Raw genomic sequence first — 21,009 nt, forward strand, 5'->3', positions numbered from 1 at the left:
CCGTTCCTCCGTGATGGCTGGTCGTCGGGTTTCCCGGGCGCGGATGTGCTGTGCGGCGCGGCCGCCGGCCGTCACCGGGCGGGCCCGCCGCCCCCGCCCGGCTGCGGCGGCTTGGGCAGCCGGGGCGGTGTGGTCGGACCACCGGTGGCCGGTCCGGCCCCGGGAGCGGAGCCCGGTCCCTGCGGTCTGCGCCCGGACTGGAGGCGGGCCGCGCCCGCGACCGGGTTGGTGCCCGTGCCGGCTGCCGGGTTGGTGCCCGCGCCCGCGACCGGGTTGCTGCCCGCTCCGGCTGCCGGGGGAGCGCCGCCCGTCCGGGCCGTCGGTGCGTTGCCGGACTGCTCCGCGCGGTGCTTGGCCAGGTGCGAGCCCTGGAGGGCGGTGGCCATGAAGCCGGCCGCCACGTTGCCGCTCTCCGGCGGCGCCGTCCTGCGGTCCACGACGGCGAGCCTGGCCATGTCCTTCTCGCTGAACACGTTGCCGGGCAGCATCCGGGAGGCGGCGCCCGTCACGTCGACGGTGTGCTGCCGGTCACCCGCCTGGAAGTGCAGCCGGTAGCCGAGGTACTGCTCGCTCCTGTCGAAGAGCAGCTCGCCCTTGACCTGGCCGCCGCTCTGCCGGGCCCAGGCGTCGAGGGAGTCCGCGGCCTGGGGCAGCCGGGCCACCCGGCCGAGGCAGGCGACGTAGGCGTCCCCCTCGACGTCGCGGGCCTTGAGCCGGACCCCGCCGTCCGGGGTGCGGACCGTTTCGACGGCGCCCAGCCGCTGATTGGGCACGGTGACCAGGCGCCCGTCGCCGCCGAGTTCGGCGTCGTACTGCCGGCGCATCGCCAGGTACTGGGAGTCGTTGTGGAGGACCCAGGGCGCCGCGGTCCCCACCATGGTCACCCGGGCGTTCGGGTTGCCCTCCAGGATGATCTCCGTGTTGGCGATGGCGCCGCCGCCGATACCGGCGATCACCCAGTTGTCCGCGACCGTCGGGTCGTAGGCCCCGTCGCCGACCTCGTCCCCGAGCAGGACCCGCCCGGGAGCCTCGGCACTGGCCTGCTCCCACTTCGCGGTCGCCTCGACGGTCTCCCGGGCCCGGACGGCCGTCGAGTCGTCCCCGGCCGCCCGCAGCGCGTCGGCCACCGCGGGCTCGGCCAGGATGTCCAGGGCGGCGGCGGCCCGGCCCTCGCCCTCCGGCAGCGCGGCCAGCCGGTCCCTGGCGTGGAGCGCCTCGGGCGTGCCGACCGTGCCGAGGTGGTCCGTGAGCGCCCGGGCGGCCTCGTCCATCGTCGGCACCTGCCGGTTCACGCCCGGTACGACCTCCGGGGGAACGCCCGTGGCCACCAGCGGCGTGCCCACCACCTCGACGGTGACCGGGGGCGAGCCGTCCGCCGGGGATATCTCCGCGAGCAGCCGTCCGTCGTCGGCGAGGCTCAGCGAGGCGCGCCCGTCGACCAGCGGGCCGGCGGCGGCCGCGGTGTCCTCCCACAACTGGAGCGCCGCGAGCGAGACCCGGTCCTTCGGGTCCCCGAACCGGTACGGGTCCCAGCCGACCTCCCGCAGGTGCCGCACCTGGTCGGCGGACTGCACGATGCCCTTGATGGGGTCCACGTGCCAGCGGCCCCGCGAGTCGACCAGCAGGACGTCGGGATCGCGGCCCGCGAGCGCGGCCCCGCCGCCGATCATGATCTCCCGCTGCGGGTACCGGCCCTCGGGCAGGCCGGCCGCCTCGGCACGGAGCTGCTCCAGCGTCCTCAGTCCGGTGTCGGTGCGCTGCCGGGCCGCCTCGTCCCGGGCGGCGACGAGCTGATCCCGGGGGATCGGTGTGCCGTCGGAGTGCAGGCCCGGCAGCGGCAGGGCGGGGGCGGAGCCCAGCGGCGCGCCGGACGCCCGGCCCTCCGCGACCCGGGCCCGGTGCTCCCCGAGCACCTGTGCGTCAACGGGGGCCAACTGGTCGATGGGACGGCCGAGTTCGCGCAGAGCGCGCCGGGCGTCCGTCGTCAGGTGCGGCCCGACGGTGTCGGTGCGGATGGCGACCGCGTACTGCTCCAGCGTCCGGGCGGCCGCGTCGTCGGGCGGCGCGCCGACCCGCAGGCCGGTGTGGTCGATCAGCTGGGACAGCTCGCCGCGCGCCTCCAGGCGTTGCGGCGCGGTCAGCGTCCCGTCGTTCATGCGCTCCGTGAGGTAGTTCAGCTCGCCGACGCGGCCCAGGTCCTCGTCGGACAGCCGCGGCCGCTCCGGCAGCGCGGCGCCGCGACGCAGCATGTCGCCGGCGGCAGGCGCCTCGGCGCGCTCGGCGCGGTCCCGCACGGCGAGCAGCTCGTTGACCTCGTGGCTGAGCGCGCGGCCGATCTGCTCGGGCGCGATGCGGTCGGAGAGCTGGACGACGTGGTTGTCGGAGGCGGTGTTCACGAAGCTGCGCGCCACGGTGCGCTCGGGCAGCGACGCGGCCTCCAGCCTGACGGTGAGGTTCCTGGCGCTGTCGTCGGTCAGCGAGAAGAAGCGGCGCCCGTCCTGCTCCGTGATGCCGTTCACCCGCAGCCGGTCGGCGTACAGCGCCTGGACGACCACGGGCAGCGCGGCCTCGGCCTCGGCGAGTACCCGCTCCCGCGGAAGCCGCGTGCCGCTGTCCGCCCGGAAGCCGGTGCCGAGGACATCCGTGGCCGTGATGACCGTCTCCTCGGGCCGTTCCCTCTCGTCGCCCTGGTTCACTGACGTCTCCCCCCTGCGCCTATGAGCCCCGTAGAATCCTGCCATGTTGATCGCACGTTCGTTGCAAGAGGCGCACCTCTACATCGACCTCCACCCCTGTGAGTGCGGCGCCGAGCAGTTCGCGCGCGAGCACCGGCTGGAGGACCACGACGGCGCTCTGACCGCGGTCTTCGAGGGCACCTGCCCGCAGTGCGGACGCACCCGCTCGTTCGCGTTCCGCATGGTGGACGAACTTCCGCCCGCACCGCCCGCGTTCGGGGGCCGGGAGCCCTCGCGCATCGTCGATCCGGGCGAGTTCATGTGGGTCAGCGACGAGATCTCCACCGAATCCGGCCTGCGCCTGCTCGGCACGGCGCCGGCCGAGCACCGGGCGGTCCGCCCGTCGACGGCGTACGCGATCGCCGCGCTGGAGGAGGTCGCCAAGTTCCTTCCCCCGGGGCAGGACCGCGTCCCCGCGGACCGCTTCGTCTCGGAGCGCGGGCGGGCCCTGTACGCCAAGGACCCCGAGCGGTTCACCCGGGCGGAGATCGACGAGTCCCTCAAGCTGAAGCGCTCCATTCTCGCCGGGATCGACCACTTCAGTCCGCCTCGGGGCTGAGGCCGAGCAGCAGTGCCATGACGCCGACCAGCGTGGCACTGCTGACGATCTCCCTGCGGGCGATCATCGCGGGGATCCGGGAGAGCGGGATCCACTCCACCCGGTCCGACTCGTTCCGCTCGGTCGGTTCGCCGACGCGCACGGCGTCGTCCGTGCGGAAGACGAAGTGCCGGGCGTCGGTGATGCCGGCCGCCGGCTCCGCGTAGACCAGCTCGCGCACCGTTCCCGGGCGCCATCCGGTCTCCTCCTCCAGCTCGCGCGCGGCCGCCCGCGCGGCCTCCTCGCCGTCCTCGACCAGCCCCATGGGCAGCTCCCACGCCCAGGTGTCCGTGACGAAGCGGTGGCGCCACATCATCAGCACCCGCCGCTCGCCGTCGACGGCCGCCGTCACGGCTACGTCGCGCAGCCTGACCACGTGGTAGTCGGTGCGGGTGCCGTCCGGCTGCTCGACGTCCAGCGCGCGCAGGCGCACCCACGGGGTGTCGTGGATGACGCGTTCGGTGTGGACGGTCCAGCGCATGAGGTCCTCCCCGGTCTGTTCGCCGATGTCCGCCGTCGGGTCCGTCAGCCGTCGTACGCCTCGACCGCCGGCGCCGCCTTGGCCCGGTGGCCGCCCGGCCGGCATCCGGCGAACGGGCCGTGCGGCGAGCGGAGTTCGGACAGCACGGGACCGAGGTGGTCCCGGTGCCAGACGGCCGGTCCTGAGGCGCCCGCCGCCGGGTCCGTGTACTCCTGCCAGGCCAGCCACAGGGCGTGCAGCCGGGCGACCGCCTCCAGGTGCTCCCACCAGCGCGGGCACCACGGCTGCGCGGAGGTCACCTCCCGGCCGTAGACGGGGAGCAGCAGGTCGGAGACCCACAGGGCCAGGCTCCGCATCTCCTCGGCGTACTCGGCGCCGTCCAGATAGAGGATGAAGGCCGGTGCCTGCGGCTGCTCCGGCGTGGGGTCGGCTTCGTGGGCGGGGGCCATGGTGGTCACGGGAACGCCTTCTGTGCGGCTCGGGCGGTGATGGCTTTCACTTCGGCCTGGGCGGCGGCCTGGATGCGGTCGGCGCCGGGCTCGGCGTACCAGGGGCGCAGCCGGATCAGGGCCGGCCGGACGCCGGTGGCCAGGAGCAGCGCGGTGCCCTTGGGCAGGGCGCGGATGCGGTCGGCCGGCATGATGCGCTCCAGGCGGTAGGAGGTGGAGCGGGACCGGCCGTCCCTGCTGCGGGACACGCTGACCGTCGACACGTCGTGCTCGCCGACCAGCCGGGAGACCTTCTCCACGAAGTCGGCGTCGTCCAGTCCGGCGCCCAGCAGCTTGATGGTGGCGGCGCCCCACAGCGCGTCCATCCCCGCCTCGCCCCAGACCCGTACGCCCTGCCGGTAACTCTGCAGCAGGGTGACGATGTTGATGCCGCGCGAGCCGAGGTGGGAGTAGAGGTCGGGCAGGTCGGAGATGCGGCAGACGTTGGCGGCCTCGTCCAGCACGGCCGTCATCGGCGGATCGAGGCGGCCGCCCAGCCGCTCGGCGGCGACCACGCCCGCGCGCAGCACCGAGTCCGCCGCCGCCGCGATGACGCCCGCCGCCGAGCCGCCGCCGTCCTTGGAGAGCAGGTACAGCGTGTCGCGGGACAGCGCGTGCTGTTCCGGACGGAACTGCGGCACCGCCGCGTCCGGTGTCACCCAGGCGGCGATGGCCGGGTCCAGGAGACAGGCCACGCACTGGCGGGCCGTCTCGTAGATGCCGTCCCGGGTCTCGACGGCGCCCTGCACGGTGCCCTGCAACTGGTCGGCGAGGGCCGGCATGGCCGCGTCGCGCAGCAGGTCGACGGGGGTGCGGTCGGCCGGGTCGGCCAGCCACGAGAGGACCTCGACGACGCCGCGTCCGCCGCGGTTGGCGGCGTGGAAGAGGGCCGTGAGCGTGTTCTGCGCCGCCGAGATCCAGAAGTCGCGCTTGGACGCGTCGTCGTTGACCGCGCCGACGAAGTGGCCCGCCAGACGCCGGGCGCCCTCGATGGTGGCGGCGTCGGCCAGCATGTCCCACCACATGGCGCGGGGGGTGTGCGCGATGCCCTGCGGGTCGAACACCCAGACCTGGCCTGTGCGTTCGCGTTCGGCCCGGGTGACGCTGTAGACGTCGGACTTGTTGGAGGTCAGCAGGACGCTGCCCTGGGCGCGCAGCACCCGGGGCACGGCGATGCCGGTGGACTTGCCCGCGCGCGGCGCCATCAGGTCCAGCTCGACGTCCTCGTGACTGGAGCGCAGCTCGGGGCCGTTCGGCTCCAGGTCGCCCAGCAGGTTGCCGGTCTCGTCGGGTTCCGGCTTGGCGACCTTGGACAGGGACGGCCGCAGTTCCCTGGCCCGGGCCGCGGCGCCCTTGGGCAGCAGTCCCGCCAGTTCCTTGCGGCCGGCGAGGCCGTCGGGGCGCCGGCCGCGGCCGCGCACCAGGATCACCACGGCGACCACGAGGGCGATGAACACGCCGAAGACCGCCGCGATGCCGGCCGTCACCGCACCGCTCGACGCGTCCGGCCACAGGGCCCGCGGACCGTCCTGCACCAGCGCGGAAAGGGTGGACAGCGTGAACGGCGGCGGGTCCCAGCCACCGCCGGCCAGGGCCGCGCCGAGCGTGCCGCCCAGCCAGGCGCCGGCGAAGCCGCCGCCCACGAGGACGGCCACGACCGGGATGATCCAGGGCAGCAGATCGTCCGAGGCGCCGTGGCCCTTGCGCGTGGGGCGCGTACTCATCTCGGTCCCTCCCCCTGCTTGGTGAGGTTCAGCTCGTTGCCCGTCCAGCGGGTGTTGGTGTCGTGCAGAGCTCGCTCGGTGTCGGTGATCGACACCTTGATGGGGATGCCGGGGCGTCCGCCGACCTTGATCAGGAAACGGCCCCGCCCCGGCGGCTCCTCGTTGATGCCGGTGCCCGCCCAGCCGGGCGGGGACGACCAGGAGGAGACCAGTTCGATCTCGCGTTCCGACATGCCGACGATCTCGCCCAGCTCCCGCATCTCGGTGCGCGGCAGACCCGCGCACACGACCATGCCGGCCCGTTCCACGAAGCCGCGCGCCTTGGCCCGGTCGGCCTCGCTGCCCAGGGCCTCGGCGTCCTTGAGCGTGTGGGTGATCTTGGCGTCGCCGAGTCCGAGGGAGCGGTTGAGACGGGTCAGGGCGTCGATGCGCTCGACGATGCCGGAGGCGGCGCGCAGCGGCCGCCACAGCTCGTCGAGGACCGTGAAGAACCAGCGCTGCGGGGCGAGTCCGGCGTCCGCGAGCGCGTGCGCGGCGGCCACCGTACCGAGCCCGTCCGACCAGGCGGCGAGCATCGCCGCAGCGGTGAGCTGGGTGTCGGCCTCGCCGATGCGGGAGATGTCCACGCAGACGGCGGGCGACGCCGGGTCGATCCTCGTCGAGGTCTCGGTGGCGAAGGTGTCGCCGAGCGGACCGTCCAGGATGCCGAGCAGCGAGCGGTGCAGCGGGTCGACGGCTTCCTGGTAGCGGCCGATGTCGCCGCGGTCGAGCGTGACGGCGCGCACCCGGTCGGGGCCCTCGTCGAGGACCCGCAGCAGGTCGGGCAGCAGGGGGGCGCGTCCGCGCTCGGTGCGGTCCACGAGGTGGTGCAGGCAGGCGGAGAGCACCGACTGCTCGTGGTCGTCCATGGGCCGTCCGCGCACGATGGTGATGAGCGCGGCCACCATGTTGAGCACCCGGCCGTGGGCCTCCGCGGCCAGGATCCGTCCGCGTTCGCCGCCGAGCCGCAGCGCCGCCTCGCCCATGGCGCCGGGGTCGAGGACGTTGATGCCGCCGACTCCGCGCCCGATGGAGATCACCTGGCCGCCCAGCGCGCGCACGGTGTCCGCGTAGTCGGGCTTCAGGTCGCCGAGCACCAGCGGGGTGACACCGGTCGCCGTGAGGCCGATGAGCATCCGGTTGACCAGCGTCGACTTGCCCAGTCCCGGCATGCCGAGCATGAACAGCGAGGGGTTGGAGATGTAACGGGCCCGGGTGAACCAGGAGATGGGGTCCCCGCAGACCGTCGCACCGGTCTGCAGGTGCTGGCCGAGCGGCACGCCGGTCATGGGGGCGCCCGATCCGGCGGCGAACGGCCACAGACCGCAGGCCTGCACGGTGGTCGCCCGCCACATCGTGGGCGGGTCCACATGGCCGACCTGGCCGCCGCCGGGGCCCGGCCAGCCGCGCGGTGGCACCGTGGGCACTCGGGGCGTCTGCTGCTGCCTGCTCACAGGGCCTCCCGGATCTGGTACGGAACGAGGGTGTGCTCCCACGGCAGCAGCCCGACGGGCAGCGTGCAGGTGAACGCCGAGGCCTGCATCCGGTCGGCGGGACGCAGCACGATGCGGGAGGACGCCTGGAGGTTGCGCATGGTGACGGCCGCGTCCTCCAGGTCCTGCTCGGAGTCGACGGTGACCGTCGCCATCAGCGAGAACTCCACGAGCCCCGCGCCGGACGCCTCCTCGGCCGCGGTCTGCTCGGCCGCCCGCACCTCGGAGCTGGCGCGGGCCTGCACCAGTCCGCCGCGTGAGCCGGCCATGAAGTGGGCCGAGCGGCGGTCGGCCTCGACGATGCGGGCGGAGGTCGCGGGGTCGATCGGCCGGTAGATCAGCGAGATCCGCTTGCGGCGGGTGCCCGCCGCGGGTTCCAGCAGCCCGCGCAGCACACTGGAGCGGACGGTGCCGCGCGGGGCGAGGGTCAGCATCCAGGTGCGGGAGACGCCGGAGTCGTGCTTGTAGGCGTTCACGGTCTCGACGGCGGCCGCGGGTCCCGCGTCGTCCCACTCGATGCCGGTCGAGGAGTGCTCGGCGCGGGTGCTGAGCACGGCGGGGGCGACCGCGGGGTCGTAGGCGACGCGCACGATCTCGGCGAGCCGTTCCGCCGAGAGCGGGTAGGCGGAGCCGCCGCCGGCGGCGATCAGGCCGGACAGCAGGCCCGGCAGCCGCATGGACAGGTCGGTGATGACGTCGTCGGTGCTGCGCTTGGGCCCGGCGGTCGGGCCGTAGGTGAGCGCGACGTAGGTGTGCATCTCCGACGAGGCGGAGGGGTAGCGCTCGACGACCTCCTCCATCACGGCCCGGGCGGCGGCCGGGGCGTCGGGCGTGATGCGGGGCAGGACCTCGGCCGCGAGCCGGGTGCCGGTGTCCGGGGCGGTCTCGACCACGACCTGGGCACCGCGCAGGCCGGGCTCGTGGGAGAGCCGGGCCAGCCAGTCGCCCCAGGACGCCACCCAGATGTCGACCTGCTCCGGGTCGACGAGCGAACCGCCGTCCGGGTCGCAGCCGATGACGAGGGTGTAGAGGTTGCGGCCCGGGTGGTGGAGCACGCCGAAGGGACGGTCGTAGGCGTCCCGGCCCTCGTGCATCTTGGTGCGGGCGAGGAGGCCGGGGGGCTGGAAGCGGCCGCCGGGGCGCCGCGAGAGCGGGCCGGAGACGTACGTGGTCGAGCCGTTGGCCTTGCGCTTCATCCAGCCGATCCGGACGGCGAGGACCTGGTAGACGTTTCGGCCGTCGGCGGTGCGCAGCGCCAGCGGGGCCAGGAAGGCACCCACCGGGACGAGCACGGCGACGGCGAGCATCAGGGAGACCAGCGAGGCCAGCAGCGCGAGCAAAAGCCCGCCGAAGGCGACGACGGTGCCGAGCAGGCCCAGCGGGCCAAGACCGGGCCGGCGCGGTCGCCGCCAGTTCCCGTAGGTGGGACGCGTCATGGCGTCGGTGGACATGGGCTTCCTTCTTCCGGCTTCTGCCTGGTGCGGCGGCGTGGTCGGGCGGGTGGAGCGGGGCGGCCCGGTCGGGCGGCGGGACGCGGGGCGGTGGGATGCGGGACGGCGGGACGCGGGGCGGTGGGATGCGGGGCGGAAGCCGGGCCGGGGAGGTCCCCGGCCCGGTCTGCGCGCCGCCGGTCGGCTACTGGTTGTGGCCCTTCATCCCGTCGTTGTCGTCCAGGGAGTTGGCGACCTCCGAGGCTGCGGCGACCTGGGTCTGTACGACGACCGCGGCGGCCTGTGCGGCCAGCGCCACTCCTCCGGTGGCCGCTCCGGCCGCGGCGCCTGCCGCGGCCCCGCCCGCGGCTCCGCCCGCTCCGGCGCCGCCGCCCGCTCCGGCTCCTCCGCCGCCTGCTCCGGCTCCGGAGGACGGAGAGCCCTGCGGTGCCGCGGACGAGCCGCCCCCGCCCCCGCCGCCTCCGCCGCCGCCCCCGCCGGCGGCTCCGCCCGCGATGCTCACGGCGCCGCTGGCGAGGTTGTTGACGGCGTTGAGGGCGACCGTGCCGCCCGACGTGCCGCCGAGCGCCGCGGTGGCCGGGACGATGAGCTTGAGCAGCGCGGGCAGGGCGAAGACCGCCAGGATCAGCATGCCCATGCCGGCGATGGTCCGGGTGAGGTCCTTGGTGCCCCTGGCGTCCTGCGTCATCGCCGTCGCCGAGAAGATGATGAGCGCGGCCGCGGGCTTGTAGAGCAGCCAGGCGGCCAGCCAGCCGACGTGCTTCTTCCACCAGCCCTCGCCCCATCCGGTCATGGAGGCGGACGCGGCCAGCGGCAGGGTCCCGATCAGCATGATCATGACGCCGATGCGGATGTACATGAGGACGATCTGGACGAACGTCGACAGGATCACCAGCAGGCCGAAGACCAGTACGAGACCGGGCTGGCCCAGGGTCATCACGCCGAGCATCTCGGCCGCCTGACCGCCCAGGTCGGACTTGGCATAGACCTCCTCGGCGTAGGCGTCCGAGGCCCGCATCAGCGCCCCGGCCGCCGGGACGGCGACGGCCCCGGCGAGGAGCACCTTCCACATGCCCATGAAGGCCACCTTCATGGACTGGCCCCGGCGGTCCAGGGCCATCCGTATCGCCGCCATCAGCAGCGAGGCGACGGCCACGTACCCGACCAGCCAGTTCAGCTCGCCCTGAATGGTGTTGATGGGGCCGCCGGTCCCGCCGGCCTTGACGCCCAGCCACACGCCGTTGAGCGACTTGAGCACTTCGGAGGCGGCTTCGCCGATGGCCTTGGCGAACACCTCGACGGCTCCGCTGGTGACGCCCTCGCCGATCTCGCCCAGGCCCCACTGCAGGCCCTCGCCGACACAGTCGTAGACCTTCCAGGTGCAGGCCATGTCACGCCTCCCAGGTGATGAAGCCCTGGGTGCCGCTCACCTGCGCCATGCCGGAGTACACCGAACCGTCGGCACCGGGCACGATCTTCCAGTCGCCCTCGTGCCACCGCACGGTGACGGAGGCCGTGCCGTACACACCCGCGTTGGGTCCGCGGAGCAGGAACATCACTGTCGCCTCTTCCTTGTCGTACGCCAGGATCGAGAAGCCCGCGTAGCCGCCGGCGTCGGCCTTGCCCGAGGTGGGCTTGTCCTCGTCCTGCGAGCGGCTGGAGACCAGCGCGTCGCGGGCCGGGCCGGGGACGACCTGCCGTTCCACCACGTCACGCCAGCCCGGATAGCTGAAGTGGTCCGTGATCGCCTGGGCGGCGAACACCGCCCCCATCGGGGTGTGCGCGTAGCAGGACCAGACGGGGCCGTCGTACGTCAGCGGACCGGCGGTCCTGGAGACCGGCACGAGTCCGGTTCCGTTGGCCTTCCACTCGAAGTCCTTGGGAACGGCCGTCGGCTTGGTCTGGTCGCTGTCGTCGGTACGGCAGCCCGCGGGCCGGGCGTCCGGCTTCTCGTGTGCGCTCGGTGTGGGCGTGGCCGGCGGCGCCGTCGGATCGTCGTCGGCGCGGTTCGACGTGCCGCCGCCGCTCGTCAGCGCGATCAGGCCGATGATCAGCAGCGTCGCCAGGAACCCGGCCGACAGGATCCAGCCCCGCTGCTGCCAGAAGGGTTTCTCCCACTCCCCGCTGCCCCCTCGGGATCGACCGGGGTTCACCATGTCGTTCCTTCTCTCTGTCTCGCTGTCGGGACGCGGGGTGCGTCAGCCGAAGACGAAGGTGACGACGGGGCCGGCGGTGGCCACCAGGACACAGCCGCCCAGCACCATGCCGAGGCGGCCCATGTGCTCCGAACCCTCGCCGCGGCGCATGGAGATGGCCATCATGGCGCCGGTGATCAGTACACCGGCGACACCGGCCGCGGTACCGGCCCAGGCCAGGATGCCGAGCACGGTGTCGACCTTGCCGGTGAGGGCGCCCGGAGCGTCGCGGGTCGGGTCCGGTACGTCACCGTCCGCCAGGACAACGGTCCGGTGGGCCTTGGCGACGAGTGTGTCCAACATGGTCTCTCCCCGATGTGGTCGGCCTGACGGCCGATCAGACAATTGCTGGTGACTGCGAATCGGCCGGTACTGGTGCCGGCCGGCGGCGTCGACGTGAGTCTTGCGACCCCTGAGGTGTCGCGCCATGGCGTGTGACGAATCAGCACCACGCTGTGACATGTACGTGGCATTCGATACGTCGAGGTGTCTGTTGCGGTGCTGGTGCTGGTGCTGGTGCTGGTGCTGGTGCTGGTGCCGGTGCCGGGGTGTCAGCCCGTCACCCGGTCACCCCGTCATCCGTTCAGGAGGAACGACACGAGCGGCCCCGCGGAGGCGCCGATGACGCAGGCGCCCATCACCGTCAGGAACTCCCGCAGGTGTTCCTCGGCGTCGCCCGTCTTCACGGCGAGCGCCATGCGCGTCCCGACGATGATCAGCCCGGCGACACCGGCGCAGGTGACCAGCCAGGCCATCCAGCCCAGCACCGTGTCGAGCTCACGGGTGACGTCCGCCCCGACGGCGAGTACGGCCATCTCTCCAGTGCTCATCGGATACTCCTCATGACATGCGTACGGGTGGGGCGGCCAGCAGCGCGGCCAGCGCGGCCGTCTCCTTGGGCGCCGGAGTGTCGAGGTCCCCGGTGCGCCACGCGGGCGTCCAGGGCACGCGGTGCACGTCCGCCGCCGAGCCGATGACCTTGATGCGCTGCTGCAGCGCACGCGGCAGGCGTCCCGGCGCGTCCGCGACCAGCACGACGGCGACGAGTTCGAGGCCCGGCGGCTGCTCCCCGCGCCGGAACACGTCCAGGGCGCGGGACACGGCCTGAAGGCCGGCGGCATGGGTGCGGCCGACCAGCAGCACGCCGTCGGGCTCACCCTGGTCCGGCCGGGGCCAGGTACGTCCGCCGTCGACACCGCCGAGGACGGTCGCGAGGGTGGACGTGCCCGCACCTCCGTGCGCGCCGACCCAGGCCAACTGCCGGGCCGGAGCCGTCACACGGGGGTGCGGATCGACGTCATGCGACGGGGTCGTCCCGTCGAGCGGACCGCGAGTCCAGATCTCCGGTCCCATAGGCGCGTTGCTGGTCACCGCCAACTCTCCCCCCGTGTCGGTTCAGCGGAACACCGTGCGATCTTCGCTGATGACGGAGAGGCTGGTAACACCCTGTGAGGCCCTGGGACGAGTTTGTGACGAAGCGGTGACCCGGTCGGGCATCGCCGCCGGGGAGACTCAAGCGGTCGTTGCAGGAACGTGGTTGGACCCGAGGGGGGTTGATGTCGCAGAACGGGGGAGGCGCGGCGGCCTGGGTCGTCGGCGGCTCGGTGGCCATGGTGCTGATGCCCGTGATCATGATGGTCGCGGTCAGCGGCGGCACCAGTGCGGCGGGCGGCGGCGCCGGCACCGGGGTCGGCGGAGGCTTGAAGGGCGGCGCCGTGCCCGAGCAGTACGTTCCGTGGGTGCTCAAGGCCGGCGCCCTGTGCGACGTGATCAAACCGGCCGTCGTGGCCGCGCAGATCGAGGCCGAGTCCGGGTGGAACCCGAACGCGAAGTCCCCGGTGGGCGCGGAGGGCCTGTCTCAGTTCATGCCCGGCACGTGGAAGACGTGGGGCCGCGACGACGACGGCAACGGCCGTGTGTCGCCCTACGACCCCGGTGACGCGATCATGGCGCAGGGCCGTTACGACTGCGCGCTCGCCCGGCAGGTCGAGGGCTACAAGAAGCAGGGCCAGGCCTCCGGCGAGACGCTCGACCTGGCCCTGGCCGCGTACAACGCGGGTCCGGGAGCCGTCCGGCAGTACCACGGCATCCCGCCGTACACGGAGACGCGCAACTACGTCACCCGCATCAAGTCCCTGATACCGAAGTACGAGTCGGTCGACGACCCGCCGGGCAAGGTGCCGCCGGGGCAGCAGATGGCCATGCCGCTGCGCGGCAACCCGCCCGTCACCTCGCCCTACGGCATGCGCTTCCACCCGATCCTGCACGTCAACAAGCTCCACACCGGCATCGACTTCGGTGCGTCGCAGGGCACGCCGTTCCTCGCGGCCCGGGACGGCAAGGTCACCTTCGCCGGCTGGTCCAACGGCTACGGCAACCGGGTGGTCATCTCGCACGGAACCATCGACGGCAAGCAGGTGTCCACCACGTACAACCACATGTCCGCCTTCAGCGTCTCGGTCGGGCAGAGCGTCAAGGTGGGCCAGCAGGTCGGTGCGGTGGGCTCCACGGGCTACTCGACGGGTCCGCACGCGCACTTCGAGGTGATGCAGAACGGCGACTACGTCGATCCCGCACCATGGCTGGGGTTGAAGTGACGGCACAGGCCAGGGGGAAAACGATGGGAAAACGCTCCGCACGGGCCCTGCACAGGTCCGCGACCGGCGCGCTCGCGGTGGTCACCGGCCTCGCCCTGCTCTGCGGGTGCGGCCTGGCCGACCACCGCGAGACCGGGTCCGGCGACGGCGGCACCGGATCGGCGCAGCCGTCCGTCGCCCCGAAGGCCCCGGTACCGCCCGGGAAGCCGCTGGGTCCCGACGCGCACGTGCCCGACACCGGGGTCGTCGACGAGGACGACGCCACGGCGGTCTCCGAAGCCTGGGCCGAGACGACCTACGGCTACGACACCGCGTACGACACGAGTCCCCAGGACGCGGTGCTGCGCGGCGTCCGCTGGTGCACGGAGCGCAAGGCGGCGGCCGAGCGTCAGTACCGGCCCGCGAGCGGCCCCGGGAACGAGTGGACCGTCTGGGCCGGCCACCGGGCCTGGACCACCGTGGACGTGAGCAGTGAACTCGAGGACGACGCCCCGCCGGACGGCGAACGGATCGCCTACCGGTCCCTGGTCGTGTCCGGCACCGCCCACGGCCGCGACGGCTGGGAGGGCGCCGGACCGCGCCTCAACGCCTACGTCAAGCTGGTCCGCGCGGGCGTGGGCGATCCGTGGCGCGTGGACGACGTGACGGTGGTCGAGGCCGCGAGACCGCCCGCGCCGAGCACGTCGGCTTCCGTGGGTTCACCGTCCGACGATTCCAGGCAGTGAGGGAACCGATGCCCAGATTCAGTCGCAGCGAGAACAAGCGGCGGAAGAACCAGGCCGGGCCGGAAGAGGCGCCCGCCTCCGGACTCAAGCCCATCGAGGTGCACGTCACGGTCGACGGCAGAGCCACCGTGGGCGGCCTGCCGGTCACCGCCGGCCCCGGCGAGAGCGTCCAGAGCGCCGTGCTGGACTACCTCCACCGCCTGGTACTCGCCACCGGTCACCCCGTGGCGGCCACCGTGAACGACGAGCGGATCGGCTACCTCACGCCCGTCCGCGTCGAGGCGGACGGGTCCAGCGCGTTCGCCGGGGAGCCCGTCCCGCTGCCCCGTGACGTGATGGCGGCCGCCCAGGCCGTGGCCGAGGAGCACGCCTCCGTGCGCGCACAGGCGGTCGGCGGGCCGCCGGCCGCGGCCGTGCCGGACGAGCACCCGGTCACCCGCGAACAGCCCTCGACCATGCCGCTCATGGCGGTTCCGGCGTCGGCGCGGCCCGTCCGGGACAAGTCGACGAGGGCCCTGCGCGCCGTGCCCGACCCGGCTCCCGGCGAACCGCTCGCGGCGGAGCGGACGCCCGAACCGACCCCGCCGACCCCGCCGACCCCGCCGCCCACGCCGACCCCGCCGCCCACGCCGACCCCGCCGCCCACGCCGGTCGCGCCGCCGGAGACGAAGCCGGCCCCGTGGTCCGAGGAGCGGGCGGAAGTCCCGTCCGAGGTGCGGGCCGACGTCCCGTCCGAGGTGCGGCCCGAGGCACGGCCGCCCGTACGTACGACGCCGGCGGAACCGGCGCCGGCGGACGTCAGGACCCCGTCCCTGCTGGCGGAGCCCGTGCACCGCATCAACGAGGCCGTGCGCGCGGGCCGGATCGAGTCGGCCGCCGCCATGGCGGAGCAGACCATCGCCTCCGCGGTGCAGCGGCTGGGCGCGGAGCACCCCGAGGTGCTGCAGCTGCGCGAACTCGCCGCCTACATCGCCTACCTGGCGGGTGACGCCCACCGTTCCTTCGTGCTCTCCATGGCGCTGGCCCGGGTCCGCCGGGGCCGCGACGACCAGGCGGCCTTCGGCAACGTGCTGAGCGCGGCGGCCGCCTGGCGGGCGCTGCGGGAGCCCGCACTGGGGCTGGCCCTCGGACACGAACTCATCGCGCTGTGGGCCGACATGGCCGCCGCCGGCGGCGCCGCGGCGGCCGATCCCTCGCAGCTGGAGTCCGTCCGGGCCCGGATGGGCCGCCTCGCCGAACGGGCGCGCGGCGTGACCGGCGGCCGGAGGGAAACGGAGGGACCGCATGCGCAGGGCCGGTGACACCGCCCCGGATCCCGCCGGGGGCCGTTCCAGGACGCCGCCCTCGCCGGGCCCCGCCGCGCGCCCGGGGCCACCGGTGCGGCCCCGCCCGGCGGCGGCCACTCCTCCCTCCGAGGAGCGGCGTCGAAGCCCTCGGCGCGAGGCGGCCCTGAGGCGCTCGCCGCGCCCCCGCGTCGAGGTGACGTTCAACGAGCTGAACGGGATCGCGAGCTGGCGCACCGTCACGCCCGGCGGCCGGACCCGACCCGGACGGGACCGGTCCGGCCGGGGGCACGGGGCGGGCGACGGTGAGCTGCCGCCCGGCGCGCCCCGGGCGTCGGCGCTGCGCTCGGCGGGCAGCGGAGCGCCCGGGACGCCCGCCTCGGGCGCCGCCCCGATCCCCGTACGTCCCGCGGCGGTGCGCGCGGTCGTGAGTACGTCGGGAGCGCCCGCGGCGGGGGACCGGCAGGGCGCCCAGCTGGCGCGGACCGCGCTGCTCAGGTCCCAGGTCCAGGGCGACCTGTCCCGGGCCGCGGGCATGCCCCGGGCCGTGGCGGCCCGCCTCACCACCACAGTCCCCGCCCACCTCACCGGCCTGTCCGCGGCCCGTGCGCATACCCTCAGGACGGCCCCGGCGGCCTCGCGCCCCGCGTCACCGGCGTCCTCGCCTCCGGCCGGCCGCGGCCCGTCCGGGCGCTGATCCACCGGGCGGCCGTCGGCGGCCGGGCGGCCCCGCCGGCGGCTCCCTCGCACCTGGAACGAGCCTGTGACACCCCGGTGACGTGAGAATCGGGAGCGGGCAGAGAGACTCGACGGTAGGTGCACGACAGGCATGACAGGCTCTGGACGGCAGGGGACGGAAACCGCCGACGGAAGCCGCCGATGAGTGGGGGAACGATGTCTCGACTCGGCAGCGACAACCAACGGGAGCACGAGCGCGCCGAGCGCTCGCCCGATTCCGTGGTGACGCCGATCGACGTTCGCGTGCCGGCGGGGGGCCCCGGCGTACGCGGCGCTTCGGTCGACGGTTCACTGGTCGTCGCGGCCCCGGGCGAGGAGATCCAGCACGCCGTCCTGAACCGCCTCCACCGGCTCGCCCTCGCCGCCGGCCATCCGGTCCTCGCCACCGTCCACGACCGGCGCATCGGCTACTCCGTCCCCCTGCGGGTCGACCCGGACGGCGCCAGCCACCTCGCCGCCGACCCGGAGCCGACGGCACCCGAGGAGGCGCCCGTGCGGCGGGACGCGCAGACGCGTGTACTGCGCCCTTCGGCGACGGAGGAGGCCGCCGTGCGGCAGGACCTGCAGACGCAGGTACTGCGTCCACCGGCACCCGAGGAGGCGCCCGCGCGGCAGGACCTGCAGACGCACGTACTGCGCCCGCCGGTACCGGAGGAGGCGCCCGTGCGGCGGGACTCGCACACGCACGTACTGCGCCCGCCGGTACCGGAGGAGGCGCCCGTGCGGCGGGACTCGCACACGCGCCTCCTGCGCCCCCCGGCGCCGGTCCGGGACAGCGCCCCGACGTTCCCGCTCCCGGCCCTGTCCCGGACGGGAGGGGAGCGCGTCGGTGCCGAGACCGCCCCGACGTTCGCCCTGCGCGCCGTGCCGGAGCCGGCCGGAGGGGCGACGCCGCCCGGCACGGTGGCGCCGCCGACGGGGGTGTTCGGGCCGCCGCCCCGCATGGACGGTGCCGGCGCGCAAGGCGGCGCCCCGCGGGACACGGAACGCCAGCGGCATCCCGAGCCCGCCCCGGCACCCGGGCCGGAGACCGCCTCCGCCCCCGGACCGAAGCCCGCCCCCGTCACGGAACTGGGCCCCCGCCCCGACTCCTCCTCCGACCCGGACCCCAAGCCCACCCCCGCCCGCGGCTTCGACGCCGTGGCCGAGGCGGTGCTCGGTGACGGACCGCTCACCGCGCCCGGTGACGCCACCGCCCCCGCGCTGCTCGCGGAGCCGACGGCCCGGATCAACGAGGCCGTCAAGGAGGGGCGTACGGAGGACGCGGCCCGGCTGGCGGAGCAGACGGTGACGGATGCCTCCGACACGCTGGGTCCCGAACACCCCGAGGTGCTCAGGCTCCGGGAACTCACCGCGTACATCGCCTACTTGTCCGGCGACCCGGACCGCGCCTTCGCGCTCTCCCTCGACCTGGCCCGGATACACCGGCGTTCGGGCGACGCCGAGGCCGCGTACGGCAACGTCCAGAGCGCGGCCACCGCCTGGCGTGCCGTACGCGAACCCGCCCGGGGCCTCGAGCTGGGGCACGAACTGGTCGGCCTGTGGGACGAACTCGCCGCCGAGGACGGTCCGGCCGCCGAGGACGCCGGCGAGCTGGAGTCCGCCCGCACCCGCATGGGCCGCCTCACCCGGCGCGTCGGCGCCCAGGCCGGCTGACGCGGGCCGGACGGCGTCACAAGGGGCGGCCCCGCCCCGGTGCCGGGGCGGGGCCGCCCGTGGCCTTACTGCGACAGTTGCCAGACCGCGTACGCGACGGCGTCGCTGTTGCGGTCCAGCGCCGTGTCGTTGATGTTGGCGGTGGTGTCGCAGGACGAGTGGTAGCAGCGGTCGAACGGCTGGCCCGCGGTGCCGCCCCACTTGGCGGCCTGCGCGGACGTCTTGCGGTAGTCCGCGCCGCTGAAGAGGCCGCCCACGGGGACCCCCGAGTTCTTGAAGGGCGCGTGGTCGGAGCGGCCGTCGCCCTCGGTCTCGATCTCCGTGGAGACGCCGATGCCCGCGAAGTAGTTCTTGAACGTCTGCTCGATCGCGGGATCGTCGTCGTAGACGAAGTAGCCGGGGTTGGGCGAGCCGATCATGTCGAAGTTCAGATAGCCGCTGATCTTCGCGCGGTCGGCGGAGCCGAGGCTGTTGACGTAGTAGCGGGAGCCGACGAGTCCCAGCTCCTCCGCGCCCCACCAGGCGAAGCGCAGGTGCTTGGCGGGGTGGTAGCCGGAGCGGGCGACGGCGAGCGCGGTCTCCAGGACGGCGGAGGAGCCGGAGCCGTTGTCGTTGATGCCGGGTCCCGAGGTGACGCTGTCCAGATGTGACCCGGCCATGACAACCTGATTCGCGTCGCCGCCGGGCCAGTCGGCTATCAGGTTGTACCCGGTCCGGCCCGAGGCGGTGAACTGCTGGACGCGGGTCGTGAAGCCGGCCGCGTCCAGCTTGGCCTGCACGTAGTTCAACGAGGCCTGGTAGCCGGCGCGGCCGTGGGCGCGGTTGCCGCCGTTCGCCGTGGCGATCGACTGCAGTTGCGCCAGGTGGGCCTTGACGTTGGCTATGGATATGTCGGGCGCGGCGGCTGCCTGGTCGGGTGCCGGCGCGGGCGCCGCTCCGGCGGCGGAACCGCCGGTCACCAGTGCGGCGAGGGCGACGGCGGCGGCTGTCAGCGCACGCCCGGAAAGGAGGAGCTTCATGTGGGGGGCTCCGAATTCCTAGGGGGTCCCTGGGGAGGGGGCCCCGCAGTGAATGAGGTGCCTGGATGGTGCGGGCGGCGCTGACCTCCCGTCAAGACCGGTATTCGGCCACCGCGTCGCACATAACGGAAGCCTGCCGGCCGCGCCCCGGGCGGGACGGGGCGCGGGACGCGGGACGCGGGGCGCCCTAGTGGACGCAGAACTCGTTCCCCTCCGGGTCCGTCATCACCACCCACTCCCCGCCGGGTTCCTTCACCTGCCGCTGCACGCTCGCCCCCAGCGCCTCCAGCCGGGCCACCTCCGCCTCGCGCCGTCCGTCCGCGGAGTGCACGTCGAGGTGGAGCCGGTTCTTGCCGGTCTTGGCCTCCGGCACGCGCTGGAACAGCAGCCGCCGCCCCAGCCCGGTGCCGCTCTCGTCCTGCACGGGGTCCTCGGGGTGCCGTACGGCGGCCAGGTCGCGCCAGGCGCGGCGGCCGTGGGACTCGACGGTCAGCTCCGCCGGTACCGCCCCGAAGCCCAGCAGCTTCTCGATGAGCGCGCTGTTGTCCTCCACCTCGTAGTGGAGCGCCGCGGCCCAGAAGTCCGCTTGCGCGTGCGGTGCGGCCGCGTCGATGACGATCTTGAAATGCAGGGGGGCGGGCCCCGGGGCAGAAGTCATGCCACCACTTATACGGTGCGGCCGGTGCCGCGCGCCGGGTTACGGCTTCGCCGCTCCCACGTCCCGCTGCTCGGGCGCGCCGCCCGTGGCGCCGGGGGCCGGCGACCCGGAGGCCACGATGCCCTGCTCCCGCGCCGCGACGTCGCCCTTGACCGGCGGCACACCCGCGCCCGCCCGGTTCAGCTGCTCCCTCAGCGCCCGCGCGGTCCGGCGGGCCGTGCGCAAGGCGTCCCAGGTGAGCAGGCTCAGCGCCAGCCAGACCAGTGCGAAGCCGGCCCACCGTTCGGGCGGCATGGCCTCGCCGAAGTACAGGATGCCGAGCAGGAACTGGAAGACCGGTGCCAGGTACTGCAGCAGCCCCAGCGTGGACAGCGGCACGCGGATCGCCGACGCGCCGAAGCAGACCAGCGGGACCGCGGTGACCACGCCGGTCGCGGCGAGCAGGGCCGAGTGGCCGAAGCCCTCCGTGGTGAAGGTCGACTCGCCCCGCGAGCCCAGCCACAGCAGATAGCCGAGCGCCGGCAGGAACTGGATCGCCGTCTCGGCGGCCAGCGACTCGACGCCGCCCAGGTTGACCTTCTTCTTCACCAGTCCGTACGTGGCGAACGAGAAGGCGAGGCAGAGGGAGATCCACGGCGGCCGGCCGTAGCCGACGGTGAGCACGAGCACGGCGGCGAAGCCGGTGGCGACCGCCACCCACTGCGCGGGCCGCAGCCGCTCCTTGAGCAGGAGCACGCCCATCGCGATGGTGACCAGCGGGTTGATGAAGTACCCGAGCGAGGCCTCGACGACATGGCCGCTGTTCACGGCCCAGATGTAGACGCCCCAGTTGACGGTGATGACCGCGGCGGCGACCGTGACCAGGGCGAGCCTGCGCGGTTGCCGCAGCAGCTCGCCGGCCCAGGCCCAGCGCCGTACGAAGAGCAGGGCGACGGCGACGAAGGCCAGGGACCACGTCATCCGGTGGGCGAGGATCTCACCCGCCCCGGCGGGCTTGAGCAACGGCCAGAACAGGGGCACGAGACCCCACATCCCGTACGCCGCGACGCCGTTCAGCAGGCCCACTCGCTGATCACTCCTGGACGACCCGGCCACGGGCACCTCCTTCTCGCACACGGCACGCCGGGGA

The 21,009-nt window shown here is 74.1% G+C and carries 20 protein-coding genes; 6 read left to right on the plus strand and 14 right to left on the minus strand.

The window, feature by feature from the left end:
- Positions 1–71: 71 nt before the first annotated feature.
- Entirely contained in the window at positions 72–2,696 is a 2,625-nt protein-coding gene (locus EV562_RS16735; RefSeq protein ID WP_133887618.1) for a hypothetical protein, read from the minus strand.
- 43 nt (positions 2,697–2,739) lie between these two features.
- Between EV562_RS16735 and EV562_RS16740 the strand changes: the two genes are divergently transcribed.
- Positions 2,740–3,294: a hypothetical protein gene (locus EV562_RS16740; RefSeq protein ID WP_133887619.1), complete on the plus strand. Its 555-nt coding sequence runs from the start codon at positions 2,740–2,742 to the stop codon at positions 3,292–3,294.
- On the opposite strand, the gene EV562_RS16745 is transcribed toward EV562_RS16740, so the two are convergent.
- The 10 genes from EV562_RS16745 to EV562_RS16790 form a co-directional block, all read right to left on the minus strand.
- Positions 3,275–3,814 (minus strand): NUDIX domain-containing protein, encoded by a 540-nt coding sequence (locus EV562_RS16745; protein ID WP_133887620.1) that lies wholly within the window; start codon positions 3,812–3,814, stop codon positions 3,275–3,277. The two genes, EV562_RS16740 and EV562_RS16745, sit on opposite strands and share 20 nt — an antisense overlap.
- A 44-nt stretch (positions 3,815–3,858) precedes the next feature.
- Entirely contained in the window at positions 3,859–4,263 is a 405-nt protein-coding gene (locus tag EV562_RS16750) for a DUF4913 domain-containing protein (RefSeq protein WP_133887862.1), read from the minus strand.
- Positions 4,264–4,268: 5 nt separating this feature from the next.
- On the minus strand, positions 4,269–6,026 hold the full coding sequence (locus EV562_RS16755; RefSeq protein ID WP_133887621.1) for a type IV secretory system conjugative DNA transfer family protein: 1,758 nt from the start codon (positions 6,024–6,026) through the stop codon (positions 4,269–4,271).
- Positions 6,023–7,519: an ATP/GTP-binding protein gene (locus EV562_RS16760; protein WP_243860074.1), complete on the minus strand. Its 1,497-nt coding sequence runs from the start codon at positions 7,517–7,519 to the stop codon at positions 6,023–6,025. The genes EV562_RS16755 and EV562_RS16760 overlap by 4 nt, the downstream gene beginning before the upstream one ends.
- On the minus strand, positions 7,516–9,009 hold the full coding sequence (locus EV562_RS16765) for an SCO6880 family protein (RefSeq protein ID WP_133887622.1): 1,494 nt from the start codon (positions 9,007–9,009) through the stop codon (positions 7,516–7,518). The genes EV562_RS16760 and EV562_RS16765 overlap by 4 nt, the downstream gene beginning before the upstream one ends.
- Before the next feature lie 184 nt (positions 9,010–9,193).
- Positions 9,194–10,399 (minus strand): hypothetical protein, encoded by a 1,206-nt coding sequence (locus EV562_RS16770; RefSeq protein ID WP_133887623.1) that lies wholly within the window; start codon positions 10,397–10,399, stop codon positions 9,194–9,196.
- 1 nt (position 10,400) lies between these two features.
- Positions 10,401–11,165: a hypothetical protein gene (locus EV562_RS16775; RefSeq protein WP_133887624.1), complete on the minus strand. Its 765-nt coding sequence runs from the start codon at positions 11,163–11,165 to the stop codon at positions 10,401–10,403.
- Positions 11,166–11,207: 42 nt separating this feature from the next.
- On the minus strand, positions 11,208–11,507 hold the full coding sequence (locus EV562_RS16780; protein ID WP_133887625.1) for a hypothetical protein: 300 nt from the start codon (positions 11,505–11,507) through the stop codon (positions 11,208–11,210).
- 272 nt (positions 11,508–11,779) lie between these two features.
- Positions 11,780–12,034: a hypothetical protein gene (locus tag EV562_RS16785; RefSeq protein ID WP_133887626.1), complete on the minus strand. Its 255-nt coding sequence runs from the start codon at positions 12,032–12,034 to the stop codon at positions 11,780–11,782.
- A gap of 10 nt (positions 12,035–12,044) precedes the next feature.
- Complete coding sequence (locus EV562_RS16790; RefSeq protein WP_347877074.1) at positions 12,045–12,575, minus strand: DUF6668 family protein; 531 nt, start codon at positions 12,573–12,575, stop codon at positions 12,045–12,047.
- 185 nt (positions 12,576–12,760) lie between these two features.
- Here EV562_RS16790 and EV562_RS16795 point away from each other — a divergent pair, with 185 nt between their 5' ends.
- The 5 genes from EV562_RS16795 (at position 12,761) to EV562_RS16815 (ending at position 18,203) form a co-directional block, all read left to right on the plus strand.
- Entirely contained in the window at positions 12,761–13,801 is a 1,041-nt protein-coding gene (locus EV562_RS16795) for a peptidoglycan DD-metalloendopeptidase family protein (protein WP_133887627.1), read from the plus strand.
- A 23-nt stretch (positions 13,802–13,824) separates the two neighbouring features.
- Positions 13,825–14,526, plus strand: a complete 702-nt coding sequence (locus tag EV562_RS16800; protein ID WP_133887628.1) for a hypothetical protein — start codon at positions 13,825–13,827, stop codon at positions 14,524–14,526.
- An 8-nt stretch (positions 14,527–14,534) separates the two neighbouring features.
- A complete protein-coding gene (locus tag EV562_RS35110) occupies positions 14,535–15,827 on the plus strand; it encodes a tetratricopeptide repeat protein (RefSeq protein WP_166661832.1) in 1,293 nt (430 codons plus the stop codon).
- Between the two features lie 178 nt (positions 15,828–16,005).
- Positions 16,006–16,506: a hypothetical protein gene (locus EV562_RS16810; RefSeq protein ID WP_133887629.1), complete on the plus strand. Its 501-nt coding sequence runs from the start codon at positions 16,006–16,008 to the stop codon at positions 16,504–16,506.
- A gap of 197 nt (positions 16,507–16,703) precedes the next feature.
- Complete coding sequence (locus EV562_RS16815) at positions 16,704–18,203, plus strand: tetratricopeptide repeat protein (protein WP_166661833.1); 1,500 nt, start codon at positions 16,704–16,706, stop codon at positions 18,201–18,203.
- 65 nt (positions 18,204–18,268) lie between these two features.
- Here the strand turns inward: EV562_RS16815 and EV562_RS16820 are convergent, their stop codons facing one another.
- From EV562_RS16820 to rarD, 3 genes are all read right to left on the minus strand, one after another.
- Positions 18,269–19,222, minus strand: a complete 954-nt coding sequence (locus tag EV562_RS16820) for a M28 family metallopeptidase (protein ID WP_133887630.1) — start codon at positions 19,220–19,222, stop codon at positions 18,269–18,271.
- Positions 19,223–19,409: 187 nt separating this feature from the next.
- Positions 19,410–19,880, minus strand: coding sequence for a VOC family protein (locus EV562_RS16825; RefSeq protein WP_133887631.1), 471 nt, complete (start codon positions 19,878–19,880; stop codon positions 19,410–19,412).
- Positions 19,881–19,919: 39 nt separating this feature from the next.
- Positions 19,920–20,975, minus strand: coding sequence for an EamA family transporter RarD (rarD, locus tag EV562_RS16830; protein ID WP_133887632.1), 1,056 nt, complete (start codon positions 20,973–20,975; stop codon positions 19,920–19,922).
- Positions 20,976–21,009: the final 34 nt, after the last annotated feature.

Origin of the sequence: Streptomyces sp. BK208 (assembly GCF_004364245.1) — a bacterium.
Lineage (GTDB): Bacteria > Actinomycetota > Actinomycetes > Streptomycetales > Streptomycetaceae > Streptomyces.

What these genes read in the sequence shown, in the direction of transcription:
- EV562_RS16740 (WP_133887619.1), top strand. Translation starts at nt 2,740, where the DNA reads ATGTTGATCGCACGTTCGTTGCAAGAGGCGCACCTCTACATCGACCTC.
- EV562_RS16745 (WP_133887620.1), bottom strand. Translation starts at nt 3,814, where the DNA reads ATGCGCTGGACCGTCCACACCGAACGCGTCATCCACGACACCCCGTGG.
- EV562_RS16750 (WP_133887862.1), bottom strand. Translation starts at nt 4,263, where the DNA reads ATGGCCCCCGCCCACGAAGCCGACCCCACGCCGGAGCAGCCGCAGGCA.
- EV562_RS16755 (WP_133887621.1), bottom strand. Translation starts at nt 6,026, where the DNA reads ATGAGTACGCGCCCCACGCGCAAGGGCCACGGCGCCTCGGACGATCTG.
- EV562_RS16765 (WP_133887622.1), bottom strand. Translation starts at nt 9,009, where the DNA reads ATGTCCACCGACGCCATGACGCGTCCCACCTACGGGAACTGGCGGCGA.
- EV562_RS16770 (WP_133887623.1), bottom strand. Translation starts at nt 10,399, where the DNA reads ATGGCCTGCACCTGGAAGGTCTACGACTGTGTCGGCGAGGGCCTGCAG.
- EV562_RS16775 (WP_133887624.1), bottom strand. Translation starts at nt 11,165, where the DNA reads ATGGTGAACCCCGGTCGATCCCGAGGGGGCAGCGGGGAGTGGGAGAAA.
- EV562_RS16780 (WP_133887625.1), bottom strand. Translation starts at nt 11,507, where the DNA reads ATGTTGGACACACTCGTCGCCAAGGCCCACCGGACCGTTGTCCTGGCG.
- EV562_RS16785 (WP_133887626.1), bottom strand. Translation starts at nt 12,034, where the DNA reads ATGAGCACTGGAGAGATGGCCGTACTCGCCGTCGGGGCGGACGTCACC.
- EV562_RS16795 (WP_133887627.1), top strand. Translation starts at nt 12,761, where the DNA reads ATGTCGCAGAACGGGGGAGGCGCGGCGGCCTGGGTCGTCGGCGGCTCG.
- EV562_RS16800 (WP_133887628.1), top strand. Translation starts at nt 13,825, where the DNA reads ATGGGAAAACGCTCCGCACGGGCCCTGCACAGGTCCGCGACCGGCGCG.
- EV562_RS35110 (WP_166661832.1), top strand. Translation starts at nt 14,535, where the DNA reads ATGCCCAGATTCAGTCGCAGCGAGAACAAGCGGCGGAAGAACCAGGCC.
- EV562_RS16815 (WP_166661833.1), top strand. Translation starts at nt 16,704, where the DNA reads ATGTCTCGACTCGGCAGCGACAACCAACGGGAGCACGAGCGCGCCGAG.
- EV562_RS16820 (WP_133887630.1), bottom strand. Translation starts at nt 19,222, where the DNA reads ATGAAGCTCCTCCTTTCCGGGCGTGCGCTGACAGCCGCCGCCGTCGCC.
- EV562_RS16825 (WP_133887631.1), bottom strand. Translation starts at nt 19,880, where the DNA reads ATGACTTCTGCCCCGGGGCCCGCCCCCCTGCATTTCAAGATCGTCATC.